A 14,927-nucleotide genomic window follows, 5' to 3' on the forward strand; every position below is an offset into this window, starting at 1 on the left:
CTCGCCAGTCGGAACGGTCCTACGTTCATGCCATGACGACCATTGAGGACATGGACTACGAGTTCCGAACTGCCCGGCCCGATGACATCGAGGCCATCAAGGCGCTCGACGGGTCCTTCACCACCCGCACCGTCTTCCAGGTGACCGTCACCGAGGCCGGGTTCGCCCTCCGGGAAGTCCCTGTGCACCCGCCCGTCCACAAGGTCTTCCCGGCCGAGGACACCCACGACGCGCATACCCCCGTGGCCGAAGAGGATCCGCACAGCCGCACCTTCGTCGCCGTCGGCACCGACGGCAGCCTGGCAGGCTTCGCCACCGTCTCCCACGCTTCGTGGAACCGGCGGCTGACCGTCGAGGACATCGAAATCGCTCCGGCGCATCGAGGCCGGGGCGTCGGCCGCGCCCTGATCGGCCGCGCCGTCGAGTTCGCCGGTGAGTGCGGCGCCGGGCACATCTGGCTGGAAGTCACCAACATCAACGCCCCGGCGATCCACGCCTACCAGCGGATGGGGTTCACCTTCTGCGGCCTGGACACGACGCTCTACGACGGCACGCCCGCATCGGGCGAGCAAGCCCTCTACATGAGCATGCCCTGCCCGGGAAGGTCAGGGCCGGGACGTATCTGATGTGAACCCACTCCACGGGACGGGCCGGTCTCCGGGGATGGCCGCGAACACGGGCGGCACGCTACGCCTCCCCCAGGGACTGGATGACGCGGCCGCTCACCCGGTGCGGCAGGACACGCACCCACAAGTCGCGCTTTCCCCCCGCCCAAGGGCCCGCCGCACGCCTTCGCGCCAGGGCCTCCAGCGCATCGCGGTCGGCCGGGTGCTCGGCGGTGCCCGCCAGCAGGACGCTCCACCCCGTGCCGGTCAGCTCGTCGACATGGTCGGCCTCGAAGGCGACTGCCTCTCCGGCGCGGATTCCGGCCACGCCCGCCGGATCCGTGCGGTAGACGATGCTCCGCCCGTCCACGAGGAAGTTGACCGGCACCACCACCGGAGCCTGCCTGCCCGGGCCGGCCGTGTAGGAGATGCGGCCTATGCCGTGCGTCCCCAGCCGCTGCCAGCACTCCTGCTCGGACAGACGCGTCAGGACCGGCTGCCCGGCCGGCCCTCCCCTGCCCGGCGGCGCATCGGCCCGGCCGGTCGTCAGCTCCTCGTACGACATGTCCAACACGGCTGCGAGCCGCGCGAGCGCCTCTGAGTCGAAGCCTCCGGGGCGGCTCGCGACCTCGTGCAGGTACGTCGTGGACATGCCGGCTCGCCTGGCCAGCTCGTCGCGGGAGATGCCCATCTGCTCACGCCGCACCGCTATCCGGTCGGCCACGCCGCCGTCGTCGCCGGACGGCTGAGCCCGGGCACCTGACCGTTCTGGATCGGCGTGCACGACGGTCAGCTCCCTTCCTTCCGCCTTCTTCCAGAGGAGCAGATGCGCGGATCGTCCGCCAGCGGAGTGAACGCCGGCGAAGCCGGCCGCCCCGCACGAAGCAGACCGCCTCGCCCCGGCGCGGGACGTCTCCGCCCGGCCGAAAGTCCCACAGGGCCTGGGCCGGGCGGGACCGATGGGGAGTCTGTACGGCCCTCCCCGCCGGCGACACGCTCGATGCACCATGGAGGCGGCGCCGAAGTCACGCGCCGAGACGGCCGACGGGGTCTTGTGAGCGGCGCGAGCACAGGACGGAGGCCCGGTGGGGTCCGGTCGGTCCCGGTCCCCGGGGAGCCGTCCCGCCGGTGGGGTCACAAGGAGGACTCCATGACTCATGTCCAACTCGACGAGCAGACGGTGACCACGTTGGTGGCCGAAGCCACGACCGCCCCGTCCATGCACAACGCGCAGCCGTGGCGCTTCCGTTTCCTCGCAGCCGAGCGCCTCCTGCTTCTGCGTGCCGATCCGGATCGGGCCATGCCCCGCTCCGATCCGGGGAACCGGGCCCTGCACATCGGCTGCGGGGCGGCCCTCTTCAACCTGCGCGTCGCCGCAGTGCACGCGTCCCTGGTGCCACTCACCCGGCTGCTTCCCGACCGGCGGGACCCGTCGCTCCTCGCGTCCGTGCGTCTGGCCGATCCGTCGGAGGCACCGCAGGAGAAGGATCTGTGGCGGCTGCATCCGGCGATCCGACAGCGACGCACGAGCCGACACCCGTTCTCCGAAAGAGACATCCCCGAGAACGTCCGGGCCACGTTGCGGGATGCCGCGGCCCGAGAGAAGGCGATCCTGCTCTTCCCAGGTCGATGGCACGTCGAGACCCTGCTCGAACTGGTCCACGATGCCGAGGACCGCGACCTGGTGCACGCGGAGGGGAACGAGGACGTGGTGCGCTGGACGAGGCTCGGCAATGAGGCGGACACCGCTGTCGACGGTGTCCCCGCGTACGCCTTCGGCCCGCGCAAGACGGACGGCAAGGCCCCCGTGCGCGACTTCTCCGGACGCAGGCCGGTACCCGGCCGAGGAAGTGCGGGCTTCGAGCACACTCCGCACCTGGCGCTGCTCGGCACTCGCGGTGACGGCCCCACGGACTGGCTGGAGGCCGGGCAGGCACTGGAACGCGTCCTGCTGGAGAGCACTCTCGCCGGTCTGTCCACGTCCTTGACTTCACACCCGTTGGAGGACCGGGAGCTACGCCTGCTGGCCCGGGACCGCAGATCGGGAGTGGGCCACGTGCAGATGGTTCTTCGTCTGGGGTACGGGCCGAAGGGCCCGGCCACGCCTCGACGGCCCATACCGGACGTACTGAGTATCGGCTGACGGAGGCCCTCCCCCGCTGCGCGGCCGGCGCCGGACGGCGCACCGGGCCGGCCGCGCCCGGATGCACCCCTGAAGACGATGAGGTACTCCTCGAGGGAGAGCACACGCCATGTCGACACAGCGGAGGCCGCCCGTGATGTCAACGGCTGTCGTCGCGACCTTCGACGCCGGGGCGGCTCGCCGTGCCTGAGCCCGGGCGCCGCGAGGATCCGGCAACGGCACAGCCCGCGGACGTCCGTGAGACGCACACCTCGGTGGTCTTCTTCGTGGAAGACCACGTGTACAAGCGCAAGAAGCCGGTGGACCTGGGGTTCGTGGACTACACCACCTGGTCGTCACGTCGCGCCGTGTGTGAGCGCGAGATCGAACTCAACCGGCGGTTCGCGCCGGACGTGTACATGGGTCTGGGTGAACTCCGCACCCCGGGTGAGCAGGACCCCGAGCCGCTCGTCGTCATGCGTCGCATGCCCGATGATCGCCGTCTGTCGCATCTCGTCCGGACAGGGGCGCCCGTCGAGGACCCCCTGCGGGCCGTGGCCAGAGAGCTCGCGGCATGGCACGCGGTTGCCCCCCGTGGCCCCGGCATCGCGGCACAGGGCACGCGGGAGGCCCTGGCGTCCCGCTGGGAGGCCAACTTCGCGCACGTGGACGCCATGGCGTCCGACGGCCCGCGGCCGGACGAGCCGGCGGAGGTCGAACGGCTGGTCCGCCGCTACCTCGCGGGGCGCACGTCGTTGTTCGATCTCCGCATCGAACAGGGCCGGGTGCTCGACGGCCACGGTGACCTCCTCGCCGACGACATCTTCTGCCTCGACGACGGGCCGCGGATCCTGGACTGCCTGGAGTTCGACGACCGTCTCCGGTACATCGACGGTCTCGATGACGCCGCGTTCCTTGCCATGGACCTCGAGCAGCTCGGCGCGCCCGAGTCAGCGGCCTTCTTCCTCGCCCAGTACAGCGAATACTCCGCCGACGCCGCACCGCCGTCCCTGTGGCACCACTACGTCGCCTATCGTGCCTTCGTCCGGGCCAAGGTCGCCATGATCCGGGCCCGGCAGGGCGCACCCGGCGCCCAGGCGGCGGCACGACGGCTCGTCCTCACGGCGCTGCGTCACCTGAGGGCCTCGGCCGTCGGCCTGACGCTCGTCGCCGGTCTCCCCGGCACGGGAAAGTCCACCCTGTCCGGCGCGCTGGCCGACCGTCTCGGAGCAGTACTTCTCAGCAGCGACCGTGTGCGCAAGGAGATGGCGGGGCTCTCCTCGCAGCACACCGCGGCGGCCGACTATCGCGAGGGCTTGTACACCCCCGAGTGGACGGCCAGAACCTACGCCGAACTTCTCGATCGGGCAGCGGCTCTTCTGGCCGTGGGCGAATCCGTGGTTCTGGACGCCTCGTGGATCGACTCGGCCCAGCGCGAGGCGGCACGGCAGACGGCCGAGCACGCCCACGCCGACCTCGTGGCCCTGCACTGCCATGTGCCCGCCGACCTGGCAGCGGCTCGCCTGAACACCCGCTCCCCCGGCGTATCGGATGCCGACGTCGGCGTGGCCGACGCCATGGCGGCCGAGGAACAGCCATGGCCCGAGGCGGTCAGCGTCGACACCAGTGGTGCGCTGGGGTCGGCGGTGGCCCAGGCTCTGGCATCCGTGCGGCCCTGGGGCGCGGACCAGGCGAAGGTGTTCCGGCGTCCCTACATGGAACCGGGCTGACGTACGGCGCCCGACCGGCCCCGTGGAGGGGGCCGATCGTCCCTGGCCTCGGCGTGCGTACCGCGCTTCCATGGGAGGAGCGGATCGACGTTGCAGCGCCGTACGGACCGAGGTACCCATGAACCGCGCTCTCCTCGTCGCGCCACTGCGCCGCTCAACGGCGGCGCTCGCATCTTCCCGGCTCGAGCACGGCCTTCTCGCGTTCACGGCCGCGGCTCTGGTGGGTGGTGGCGTCGCCCTCTTCGCCGGTGCTGCCGGGATCGCGGACCTCCTCTGGGGACTGGGCACCGTGGCCGCCGTCGTCCCCGCGGTGGGATGGGTACTGGTCGCGCTCCGGCGCGGGCACGCGGGCGTGGACCTGGTCGCCGTACTCGCGCTCGGCGGCACCCTGGCCGTCGGTGAGTACCTGGCCGGGGCCTTGATCGCGCTCATGCTGGCCACGGGCCGCACCCTTGAGGGTGCCGCGCAGCGGCGCGCCTCACACGACTTGCACGCCCTGCTGGCACACGCTCCGCGCTCGGCACGCCGCCGCACCGACGACGGCGTGGTCAGGGTGCCACTGGGGGAGATCGCTGCCGGGGACTCACTGGTCGTCGGTCCAGGCGAGGTGGTTCCGGTCGACGGCCGTGTCGAGAGCGCCGAAGCCGTCCTCGACGAGTCGGTGCTCACCGGTGAACCTCTCCAGGTCACGCGTCACCGGGGTGAAAGGGCGCGTAGCGGCGTGGTCAACGCCGGCGGCGCGTTCGACCTGCGCGCCACCGCCACCGAACAGGACAGTACCTACGCCGGGATCGTGCGCCTTGCACAACAGGCCGGCGCGGAATCGGCGCCGGTCGTGCGGCTGGCGGACCGGTACGCCGCCTGGTTTCTCCCCCTGGCTGTCGCCGCGGCGGCACTGGCGTGGCTGGCCAGCGGTTCGGCGGTGCGCGCGGTTGCCGTTCTGGTCGTCGCCACTCCATGCCCCCTGCTGCTGGCCGCCCCGGTCGCTGTCGTCTCCGGTCTTTCCCGCGCTTCGCGCCGCGGTGTGCTCGTCCGCGACGGCGGGGCGCTGGAGAACCTGGGCCGGGCCCGCACCCTCCTGCTGGACAAGACGGGCACGCTGACCCTGGGCCGTCCCCGCGTCCTGGACGTGGTGGCCGCACCCGGTCACACGCCGGCGGAGGTCTTGCGCCTTGCCGCCTCGCTGGACCAGTTCTCGCCCCATGTACTGGCCCAGGCCATGGTCGACACCGCGCGCAACCGGAGGCTGGAGCTGTCGGTGCCCTCGGGCGTGACGGAGGAGCCGGGCCGTGGGGCCAGGGGTGTCGTCGACGGTCACCGGGTCTTCATCGGCCGGGACGACTCCGCGCGGGTGCGGCCGGCCTGGGCGAAGGCAGTCGACAACCGCGCGTTTCTCGACGGGGCGACGGTGGCGTGGCTCGCCGTCGACGAACGCCTGACCGGCGCCGTCCTGCTGCGTGACCCTCTGCGCCACGACGCACCGCACGCCGTGCGCCGGCTTCGATCGGCCGGCATCGAACGACTGCTGATGCTGACGGGCGACCGCCCGACCACGGCTCACGAGGTGGCAGCCGTTCTCGGACTCGACGGCGTACGCGCGGGACTCGCTCCCGCCGACAAGGTGGCAATCGTGCGCGGCGAACGTGCCCGCGCCGTCACGGCGATGGTCGGGGACGGGGTCAACGACGCACCCGCCCTGGCCGCTGCGGACATCGGTGTCGCCATGGGCGCCCGGGGATCCACGGCATCCTCCGAGGCCGCGGACATCGTGCTCACCACCGACCGCGTCGACCGCCTCGCCGACGCCGTTGCCATCGCGCAGCGATCACGCCGTATCGCCGTACAGAGCGCCCTCGGCGGCATGCTCCTGTCGCTGGCCGCCATGGCCGCGGCCGCTTTCGGTCTGCTCCAGCCGGCCGTCGGCGCGCTGCTGCAAGAGGGCATTGACGTCGCAGTCATCCTCAACGCGCTGCGCGCGCTGCGGGCCGGCCGCGCCGAGCAGCCGGCGCTCACATCCACCGCCGAGGCGCTCGTCCGCCGCTTCGCCGCCGAGCACGACGACCTGCGGGACGTCCTCGCATCGGTGCGTGCCGCCGCGGACCGCCTCTGCGACGGTCCCGGTCTGACGGCCCTCGCGAGCGTCGAGGAGGCGCAACGGCTGATCACCGAGCGGCTGCTGCCGCACGAGTACGCCGAGGAGCATCAGCTCTACCCGGCTCTCGCGCCGGCGCTCGGTGGTCCCGAGTCCACCGCCACGATGAGCCGTGCACACGTCGAGATCGGACGCCTGTCCCGCCGCATCGACGCCCACGTGCGGCTCGCCCACGAGAACGGCGGCCTGGCCCCGGACCAGATGGACGACCTGCGCTCCTGCCTGTACGGCCTCAACACCGTGCTGCGTCTGCACTTCGCCCAGGAGGAGGAGAACTACTTCTCCCTGGCCCCGTGACTGGGGGCCACCACGTCGTAGACCTCCGCGAAGCGGGCAGGGGACACAGGACAGGCCTGTCGTGGACGGCCCCTAGGCATCGGCGGACTCGAGTGAACTCAACGTCGCGTCGAGACGGCGGGCGGCTTCGTCGGCCACGGGCGCCATGGCGTCGAGGCCCGTGAGGGTGACCATGGTGCCGGGGTCGATGGCCTGAACGACGACCCGGTCGCCGTCGCCACGGACGACGACGTTGCAGGGCAGCAGCAGCCCGACGGAGCGGTCGGCCTCCAGCGCTCGGTGCGCCAAGGGCGGATTGCAGGCTCCGAGGATCACGTAGGGCTCCATGTCCTGATCCAGCTTGGCCTTGAGGGTCGCCTGCACGTCGATCTCGGTCAGCACGCCGAATCCCTGGTCGGCCAGGGCTTGGCGGACGTCGTGCTGCACCTTGTCGAAGGGTCCTTCCAGCGTGATGGTCCGGCCGTAACGCATGGTTGCCTCCTGACTTCCGAGGCTACCGAGGTACCCGGCGAGGGCACTGTCCACGCGAGGCTCCGCCCTCCGTGTGCCACCCGCAGAGGGGCGGCGGCAGCGCTCCGCCGGGGAGGCCGTCACGTCGTCTGCGGCACCACGACGACCGGGCAGGCCGCGTGCTGCAACAGCGTGTGGGTGACTCGCCCCAGTTGAAGACCGAAGTGTCCCGACCTGCGGCGCGCCCCGACGACAACGAGGTCCGCGGCACTCGTCTGGTGGACGAGTACCTTGCGGGCCGGGCCTTCCAAGGTCTTCTTGCGCAGCTTCACGCTCGGGTGGTCCGCCGCGGCTTGGGCCACCAGCGTGTCGATCAGAGCGGAGGCCCGCTCCTCGTGCCGGAGCGCGGAGTCCTCGCCGGGTGTCCCGTCGGCGGCATTCGGATACGCCGGGTACCGCCAGGCCCGTACGACGTACAGCTCGCATCCCCGTAGGGCGGCCTCCTGAAAGGCGAACCGCACGGCCTCACCGCTGGTGTCGGCTTCTCCGGCGCCCAGCAGAACGCGTTCGTGGGAGCCGGACAGCGCCGGCTTGTCACCCCTGACGACGACCACTGGGCAGTCGGACCGTGCGGCGACGGCGAGGCTGACGGAGCCGAGGAGGGCTCCCCTCAGCTCACCACGGCCGCGCGCGCCGGTGACCACGGCGGTGGCGCGCCTGCCTTCGGCCAAGAGCGCCGACACCGCTTCCGCGGGCACCGTGTCGGTGTCGACCGCGAGGCCCGAACCATGGCGCCGGACACGCTCCGCAGCGGTGCCGACGATATTCTCAGCCATCACCCGCTCGGAGGGGCGCTCTCGTCCCACGGCCGGCAGGGCTCCCTCGTACCGCTGCCAGAGGGAGGCGTAGACCAGGCGCAGCGGAAGCTCTCGGCGCAGTGCCTCGTCCACCGCCCAGTCCACTGCCAGGAGACTGCCGTCCGACCCGTCGAGGCCCACAACCAGGGGAAGTGCCATCATCCCCACCGCCTTTTCTCCTCGTGCCAGTTCGCGCAGCGCAGAGCTGTCACCTTCACCGTGGCACCAGGCGACCGGGGGCGGCAGGGGCGACCGGGTCCCGGCCGGGGACCTTCGGCCCTGAGGCCGCAGGATCCCTCCACCGAACAGCCGCACGACGGGAAGGCGGTCCGCACGCCGACGAGCGCGTTCCCGCCTTCCGTGGACGCGAGGCACGGACCAGGGCCGGTCGGCCCCACCGCACGGGCCGTTTCGGCCTCCTGACGTGAGCCGGCGGACCCATGGCCCGTGCGGTGCAGGGGAGCGAGCATGAGCAAGGGGGCCATCCCGAGACAAGGCGATCGTCATGGAACGCATCCAGGTGACAAGGCGGCCCCGCCCTCCGCGAGGGCCGTGTCCGCCCGACCTGCGCACGCCGTCGGGACGTCGCTTGCCCTACTAGGGAGCCCTCGTTCGGCTACGCGTCCGTGTGGGCGGCCCGGTCCGCCCTCGCCCCCATGGTCAGCAGGAGGAAGCCATGCTTCACAGCCCCCGCACCGTGAGTGAGGTGATGACGCACACGGCCGTGGCAGTGGGTCTGGAGGCCCCGTTCAAGGACATCGTCGCGCTCATGGACCAGTGGAAGGTCAGCGCTCTGCCCGTGGTCGAGGGCGAGGGGCGGGTGATCGGTGTCGTGTCCGAGGCGGACCTGCTGCCCAAGGAGGAATTCCGGGACAGTGACCCCGATCGGTTCACACAACTGCGTCGCCTGACCGATCTGGCCAAGGCCGGCGGTCTGACCGCGTCAGACGTGATGACGACTCCGGCCGTCACCGTCCACCCGGACGCCACCCTCGCCCAGGCCGCGCGCATCATGGCGCAGCGAAAGGTCAAACGGCTGCCCGTCGTCGGCGCCGGGGGACTCCTCGAGGGCATCGTCAGCCGGGCCGACCTGTTGAAGGTGTTCCTGCGCACGGACGACGACATCTCCGACGAGGTCCGCCAGGAAGTCGTCGCGCCCCTTTTCCGCTCGCCGACCGACACCGTCCGGGTGGAGGTGTCCGACGGAGTCGTCACCCTCGTGGGACGGGTCAAGGACACCTCGCTGGTGCCCGTCGCCACTCGCCTGGTGCGCGCCGTGGAGGGTGTCGTCGACGTCCAGTGGAACCCACCGGGCGCCGAAGCCTCTGCCGGGTGAGGGCAAAGGGCTCCACGGCCGCCACCGCCGGAGAGCGGGTCATGTGCGTCTGCAGTGCCGAGTCTCCGTCTCGACGTCGCAGTATCTCCCCCGTCCCCGTCCCCGTCCCCGTCCCCGTCCTGTCGCCGCCCACGCCGTCGCGCCCGCACCCGGTTCTCAGGACGCGCGAGCGGACCCGGCGGCGCTGCCCGCCGACGCCCTGCGTATCCGGGCCCCCGGCCGGGCCGGGCCGTGTACTCCGAGCGGCTGTCCGATGTGACGGCGGACCTCACCAGGCGCCTCCGCTCGCCCCGGTCTCCGCGCGCGGCACCCGGGGCCTGACGTCCCGCCGCCCTCTCTCCGCTGGCGCGGTGGCGCGGCACCGGGCAGCGTGGTCAGTCACGGACGATGCTTCTGAGCGAGGTGATCATGCAATCCTCCGAGCCGGTGGGACGGGTGGTCGTGGGCGTGGACGGGTCTGCCTCCTCCTACGCCGCCCTGCGCTGGGCCGACCGGTACGCGCGTTCCGTCGGTGGTGTCGTGGAGGCGATCCACGTCTGGGACACGCCGTCCGCCGTGGGTTTCGCCGGTCCGGCCATCGATCCCGACTTCGACCTGACCCAGGCGCGTGAGCGCTTCTCGGCGGAGCTGGGTGCGATCTTCCCCGGGGAACGGCCACCGGGACTGAAGGAGGTTCTCGTGGAGGGCGACCCGTCCGAGATCCTGATCCGTGCTTCGCAGGGAGCCGAGCTCCTCGTCGTGGGCCGCCGGGGCAGAGGTGCGTTCGCGCGGGCGATGCTGGGGTCGGTGAGCCAGCGCTGCGCCCAGCACGCCGCCTGCCCCGTGGTCGTCGTCCGCCAGGAAACGGAAACCGACCCGGTTCACTGATCCTTTCCGTCTCACCGGCGGGCAGGGTCGCTGGACGTCCGCGACGGACGCGTACAGCCCCGCGCGGAGACGCTGTGCCCACCAGGCGGCCCATGGTCCCGGCCAGGTTGCCGAACGGCCTTCGTCGTTGACACGAAGGTCCCAAGCCGGGAGCAGCGCCGGGCGGCACGGTGGAGGTGGGGCAGCGAGCCGCCGCGACACGGGTGGCCCGCAGCCGCTCGCCGTCGAGAGGAGGCGCGCCATGCAGCACCGCACGGTAGGTGATCTCATGACCTGGCCCGTCGTCCACGTCCGAACGGACGCGTCCTTCAAAGCGGTCGCCGAGGCCCTGGCCGGCAACGACGTCACCGCCGTCCCAGTGGTGGACGACATCGGCCACCCTGTCGGCGTCGTGTCGGAGGCGGACCTGGTCCGCAAGGTCGCACAGCACCCCGACCCCGCCGGTCCGACCCGTCTGCCGGAACCGAGGGACCGCTTGGCAGGTGAGCGCGTGACGGTCGAGGAGCTGATGACGGCGCCCGCGGTGTGCGCACGGCCGGAGTGGACCATCGTGGAGGCCGCGCGTCTCATGGTCACCGAGGGAATCAAACGCCTTCCCGTGGTCGACGAGGCGGACCGCCTGGTCGGCATCGTCAGCCGCAGCGATCTCCTCCGGGTGTTCCTGCGCCGTGACGACGCGCTGCGGGAGGAGATATCCGGTGACGTCCTGATCCGCACGCTGGGTCTGGCACCGACCGACATGACGGTCGAAGTGGATGCGGGCCAGGTGACCGTCGAGGGTCTCGTCGACGATGAGCACCTCGTTCCGGTCATCGAGCGGCTGTGCCTGGGCGTCGACGGTGTCGTCTCGGTCCACATGGACGTGTCCAGACGAAGTGACGGCACCCGCGCCTTCGACAGGCGGGACTGAGCCGCCCACCATCACGAGCGCACCGGTCGAGTGCGGTCGGCGTTCTGCGGGGGACCCGACGGGGTTTGGGGTCGATCGACCCACCCGGATCCCGAGTGGTGCCCGAACGGCCCCTGGTGTGCGGATCGCCGCGGCGCGAGGCTGAGGACGACGACAGCCGGAGGTGGTCACAGTGCGCGCAGGTACAACCATTCGGCGGTCCCTGTGGCGTTGGCGCCGCAATCCGCTGCGTCGCCGCGAGGACGTGATCGAGGGCTGGGTCCTCGTGATCGTCTGGCTCGTCGTGGCCCTCGCGGGCCCGGTGGCCGGAGTGCTGGCGGCACACGCCTCGGCACACGGCGACGCCCAACGACGCACGGAGCGACACTCGGTGTCCGCCACCCTCGTGTCCGACGTGTCCAGCACGTCCCCGGCCACGGCGGCGCCCGGCGGCCGGCTCGACGCCACCGTGCGGTGGACGGCGCCCGACGGCACACGGCACTCGGGCAAGATCCCCGTCGACATGGGAACGAAGGCGGGCTCGCGGGTGACCGTATGGACGGACTCCCGCAATCAGGTGACCGCGGCGCCGCCCACCACCACCCAGGCGGGGGTGGACGCGGCGTTCATGGGCGCCGCCTCCTCCTTCACCGTCGCCACGACGGCCGCCGCCGGCTACTACGGCGCGCGGGTCGTCCTCAACCGGCGTCGTCGCGCCGCGTGGGAACACGAGTGGGAAGACGTCGCTTCTCGGTGGGGGCACACGGCCAGTTGAGCCACGACACGTCGTGCGGATCCCGACGGGCTCGGTTTCGAGCGGACCTGACGGTCCGGGGCGGGACGGGTCCAAAACCTCGGAATGGGAGGGTGCGGACTATGCGCACCGACATGAAGGCGTCCCCGATCGTGGTCGGTGTCGATCCCGATGCCGAGAGGCGCACGGCTCTCGCCTGGGCCGCCGACGAGGCACAGCGTCGTCGGCGCCCTCTGAGGCTGGTGTACGCCGAAGGTGAACCGCTTCCGGGCGACCGGCGGAGAGACGGCCTCCCTTCGTGGGAGCGGTGGCGCGACGCGTCCCACGTCGCGGGAGACACCATCCTCGAGGACGCGCTGGCTTTCGTCGAGAGTCGCTGCCCCGGCCTCGCGACGTCCACGCTGCTGGCCGAGGGGCACCCCGCGTGGGTCCTGGCCGAACAGTCGCGCCATGCCGCGCTGGTGGTGACCGGCTCACACCGGACCGGGGCCGCGCGTGAGCTGTTCTCCTCCGCCTCGGTCTCGCTGCCGCTGAGCGCGCGATCGGCATGCCCCGTCGTCGTCCTGCGTGAAGCCGAGCACACGACACAACAGCCGCCCTACTTCGTCGTCGGCGTCGACGGCAGCTCCGGCTCGGCCGCCGCCATGGACTTCGCGTTCGAGGAGGCCCAACTGCGCGACGCGCACCTGCGCGCCTTGTACGTCTGGCACAGCCCCCTGCGCGGTGTCCTGGACGAGCACCACGCGCTGCAGGAGTGCCGACGGCTCCTGGCCGAGACGGCGGCGGGGCGCACCGCGGCACATCCCGGCGTGGAACTGCACCACGAGGTGATCAAAGGGCACCCGGTCCGAGAACTGAGCGAAGCCTCCGCGCACGCACTCGGTCTGGTCGTGGGCGCCCGCGGACACGGCGGCTTCCGCAGCATGCTCCTGGGCTCCGTCAGCCAGGGCGTCCTGCAGCATGCGTACTGCCCGGTGCTCCTCGTCCCCCACCCGCGACACCAATGATCGTCCAGGACACAACGGCCAGGACACAACGGCCAGGAGCCCGAGAGGAAGCCGGTGGCGCGCCGGGACGCTCCCCCCGTGCTCCTTATCCTTCCCCGTTGTCTACCGGTGCCCGCCAGACGAGGCGTGTGCCGCCGCCCTCCCGAGTCCCCAGTTCCAGCTCTCCCCCGCATCTGCGTGCCCGTTCCTCCATGTTCCGCAGCCCGCTGCGGCGGCCCCCGGGAGCGCACCCCACACCGTTGTCACTCACCGTGAGACACACCTCCCTCCCGTCCGTCTCCAGCAGGACGTCGACACGGTCCGCACGCGCGTGCCGGGCGACGTTGGCAAGTGCCTCGGACAGAACGGCCAGAAGGTGGTCCGCGATCCTTCCGGGTACGTGCGTGTCCAGCAGGCCCGCCATGCGCACGCTGGGAGCGAAGCCGAGGACGCCCACCGCGTCCCCGACCGCTCCCACGACCCGGGTACGGAGACCGGAGGCCATTTCGTCGTCCCGGGAACGCAGACCGAAGATCGTCGACCTGATGATCTTGATGGTCTCGTCGAGATCGTTCACCGCCCGCAGCACACGCTGCCGGGCCTTGTCGTGGTCGATCAGCTTTCCGGCACTCTGCAGTGTCATAGCCGTGGCGAACAGACGCTGGATCGCGAAATCATGCAGGTCGCGGGCGATCCGGTCCCTGTCCTCCAGGACAGCGATCTGTTCCGCGTCCCGGCGGCGGTCGGCCAGTTCCATCGCCACGGCTGCCTGGGCAGCGAAAACCTGCAGGGACTCCGTCTCACGATCGCTGAACGACGCACCGCCGGCCTCGCGGGCCAGGAGCACCACGCCACGCACGCCTTCGCCCGACCCGATGGGGACGGTCACCGCCGGCCCCAGCCCCTCGAAGCGCCGGGGGCCGGCCGAGATCCGCTCATCCCGGGACACGTCCGGGCTGCTCACCGGCACCCCTTGTGCGAAAGCCTCTCCGACGAGGGTCCCCCGAACGGGCAGGACCATCCCGCGCATCACCTCGGCCTCCTTCCCGATGGCGAGTTCCACCGTCAAGGAGTCGGTTCCTCGCACCGGCATGGCCACCATCCCCAGCGCCGCGGCGGTGATCTCCTGGCTCCGCTCCGCGATCAGTTCCAGGACGTCGCTCTGCTCGGCTCCCGACATGAGCGACTGAGCGATCTCCGCGTTGGCTGCCAGCCAGCGCTCACGCAGCCGGGACTCCTCGTACAGTCGCGCATTGTCGATCGCCACGCCCGCGGCCACCGCCAGCGTCGACAGCACGGACTCGTCGTCCTCGTCGAACTGCAGACCGCCCCTCTTCTCGGTCAGATACAGGTTGCCGAAGACATGGCCGTGCACACGGATCGGCACTCCGAGGAAGGTGTTCATCGGGGGATGGTGCACGGGGAAGCCGTACGAAGCCGGATGCTCGGAGAGTTTCGGGAGCCGCAAGGGCTCGGGATGCCGAATCAGCTCTCCGAGGATTCCGTGTCCCTCCGGGTACCGACCGATGCGCGCGATCTGCTCTCCCCAGACACCCACCGTATAGAAAGCAGACAGGCTCCGGCCGTCGGGACCGATCACGCCGAGCGCGGCGTACTCCGCGTCCACCAGGCTCGCCGCGGCCTCGACGATCGTGCGGAGGGCCTGTTCCAGCTGCAGATCACGCCCCACGAGAAGCACCGCCTCCAGAAGGCTGTGCACGCGATCCCGCGTTCCACGCGCCGCGTCCAGACGGGCCTGAAGCTCCTCCAACAACTCGTCCAATTTCATCTGCGGCAGACGTACCGAAGCGTCTCGGGCCTCCTCGGAACTTCCCACCGTCATGCCTCCGTGCCCTCGGACTCTCGACCGGCCACGACACCC

At 71.3% G+C, this 14,927-nt stretch carries 13 protein-coding genes; 9 read left to right on the forward strand and 4 right to left on the reverse strand.

The genetic code is table 11. The annotated features are described in order from the left end of the window. Positions 1-32 precede the first annotated feature (32 nt). Positions 33-626, forward strand: a complete 594-nt coding sequence (locus Sdi02f_RS15595) for a GNAT family N-acetyltransferase (protein ID WP_108933488.1) — start codon at positions 33-35, stop codon at positions 624-626. A gap of 61 nt (positions 627-687) precedes the next feature. Here Sdi02f_RS15595 and Sdi02f_RS15600 read toward each other — a convergent pair whose 3' ends face one another. After that, the gene (locus tag Sdi02f_RS15600; protein WP_108933489.1) at positions 688-1,389 is read right to left on the reverse strand and encodes a helix-turn-helix domain-containing protein; all 702 of its coding nucleotides are present in this window, start codon (positions 1,387-1,389) and stop codon (positions 688-690) included. Between the two features lie 366 nt (positions 1,390-1,755). Here Sdi02f_RS15600 and Sdi02f_RS15610 point away from each other — a divergent pair, with 366 nt between their 5' ends. The 3 genes from Sdi02f_RS15610 (at position 1,756) to Sdi02f_RS15620 (ending at position 6,906) form a co-directional block, all read left to right on the forward strand. After that, positions 1,756-2,748 carry an Acg family FMN-binding oxidoreductase gene (locus Sdi02f_RS15610; protein WP_108933490.1) on the forward strand — a complete coding sequence of 331 codons (993 nt, stop codon included), beginning with the start codon at positions 1,756-1,758 and terminating at the stop codon, positions 2,746-2,748. A 182-nt stretch (positions 2,749-2,930) separates the two neighbouring features. Beyond that, positions 2,931-4,457: a bifunctional aminoglycoside phosphotransferase/ATP-binding protein gene (locus Sdi02f_RS15615; RefSeq protein WP_030400560.1), complete on the forward strand. Its 1,527-nt coding sequence runs from the start codon at positions 2,931-2,933 to the stop codon at positions 4,455-4,457. 118 nt (positions 4,458-4,575) lie between these two features. Continuing rightward, positions 4,576-6,906 (forward strand): heavy metal translocating P-type ATPase, encoded by a 2,331-nt coding sequence (locus Sdi02f_RS15620; RefSeq protein WP_108933491.1) that lies wholly within the window; start codon positions 4,576-4,578, stop codon positions 6,904-6,906. A gap of 72 nt (positions 6,907-6,978) precedes the next feature. Here Sdi02f_RS15620 and Sdi02f_RS15625 read toward each other — a convergent pair whose 3' ends face one another. After that, positions 6,979-7,377 (reverse strand): DUF302 domain-containing protein, encoded by a 399-nt coding sequence (locus Sdi02f_RS15625; RefSeq protein ID WP_030400558.1) that lies wholly within the window; start codon positions 7,375-7,377, stop codon positions 6,979-6,981. Between the two features lie 119 nt (positions 7,378-7,496). Continuing rightward, a complete protein-coding gene (locus Sdi02f_RS15630) occupies positions 7,497-8,381 on the reverse strand; it encodes a universal stress protein (protein ID WP_108933492.1) in 885 nt (294 codons plus the stop codon). 508 nt (positions 8,382-8,889) lie between these two features. Here Sdi02f_RS15630 and Sdi02f_RS15635 point away from each other — a divergent pair. The 5 genes from Sdi02f_RS15635 to Sdi02f_RS15660 all read left to right on the forward strand — a co-directional run bounded on the left by Sdi02f_RS15635 (position 8,890) and on the right by Sdi02f_RS15660 (position 13,066). Then, a complete protein-coding gene (locus Sdi02f_RS15635; protein WP_053639541.1) occupies positions 8,890-9,549 on the forward strand; it encodes a CBS domain-containing protein in 660 nt (219 codons plus the stop codon). Positions 9,550-9,957: 408 nt separating this feature from the next. Continuing rightward, a complete protein-coding gene (locus Sdi02f_RS15645; RefSeq protein ID WP_055469673.1) occupies positions 9,958-10,416 on the forward strand; it encodes a universal stress protein in 459 nt (152 codons plus the stop codon). Positions 10,417-10,657: 241 nt separating this feature from the next. After that, entirely contained in the window at positions 10,658-11,326 is a 669-nt protein-coding gene (locus Sdi02f_RS15650) for a CBS domain-containing protein (RefSeq protein ID WP_055469603.1), read from the forward strand. 172 nt (positions 11,327-11,498) lie between these two features. Continuing rightward, positions 11,499-12,080 carry an Rv1733c family protein gene (locus Sdi02f_RS15655; RefSeq protein ID WP_108933493.1) on the forward strand — a complete coding sequence of 194 codons (582 nt, stop codon included), beginning with the start codon at positions 11,499-11,501 and terminating at the stop codon, positions 12,078-12,080. Positions 12,081-12,181: 101 nt separating this feature from the next. Then, positions 12,182-13,066: a universal stress protein gene (locus tag Sdi02f_RS15660; RefSeq protein WP_108933494.1), complete on the forward strand. Its 885-nt coding sequence runs from the start codon at positions 12,182-12,184 to the stop codon at positions 13,064-13,066. Positions 13,067-13,151: 85 nt separating this feature from the next. Here Sdi02f_RS15660 and Sdi02f_RS15665 read toward each other — a convergent pair whose 3' ends face one another. Beyond that, positions 13,152-14,888 (reverse strand): sensor histidine kinase, encoded by a 1,737-nt coding sequence (locus Sdi02f_RS15665; protein WP_438363744.1) that lies wholly within the window; start codon positions 14,886-14,888, stop codon positions 13,152-13,154. Positions 14,889-14,927: the final 39 nt, after the last annotated feature.

This window comes from Streptomyces ardesiacus, from assembly GCF_003112575.1.
GTDB lineage: Bacteria > Actinomycetota > Actinomycetes > Streptomycetales > Streptomycetaceae > Streptomyces > Streptomyces ardesiacus.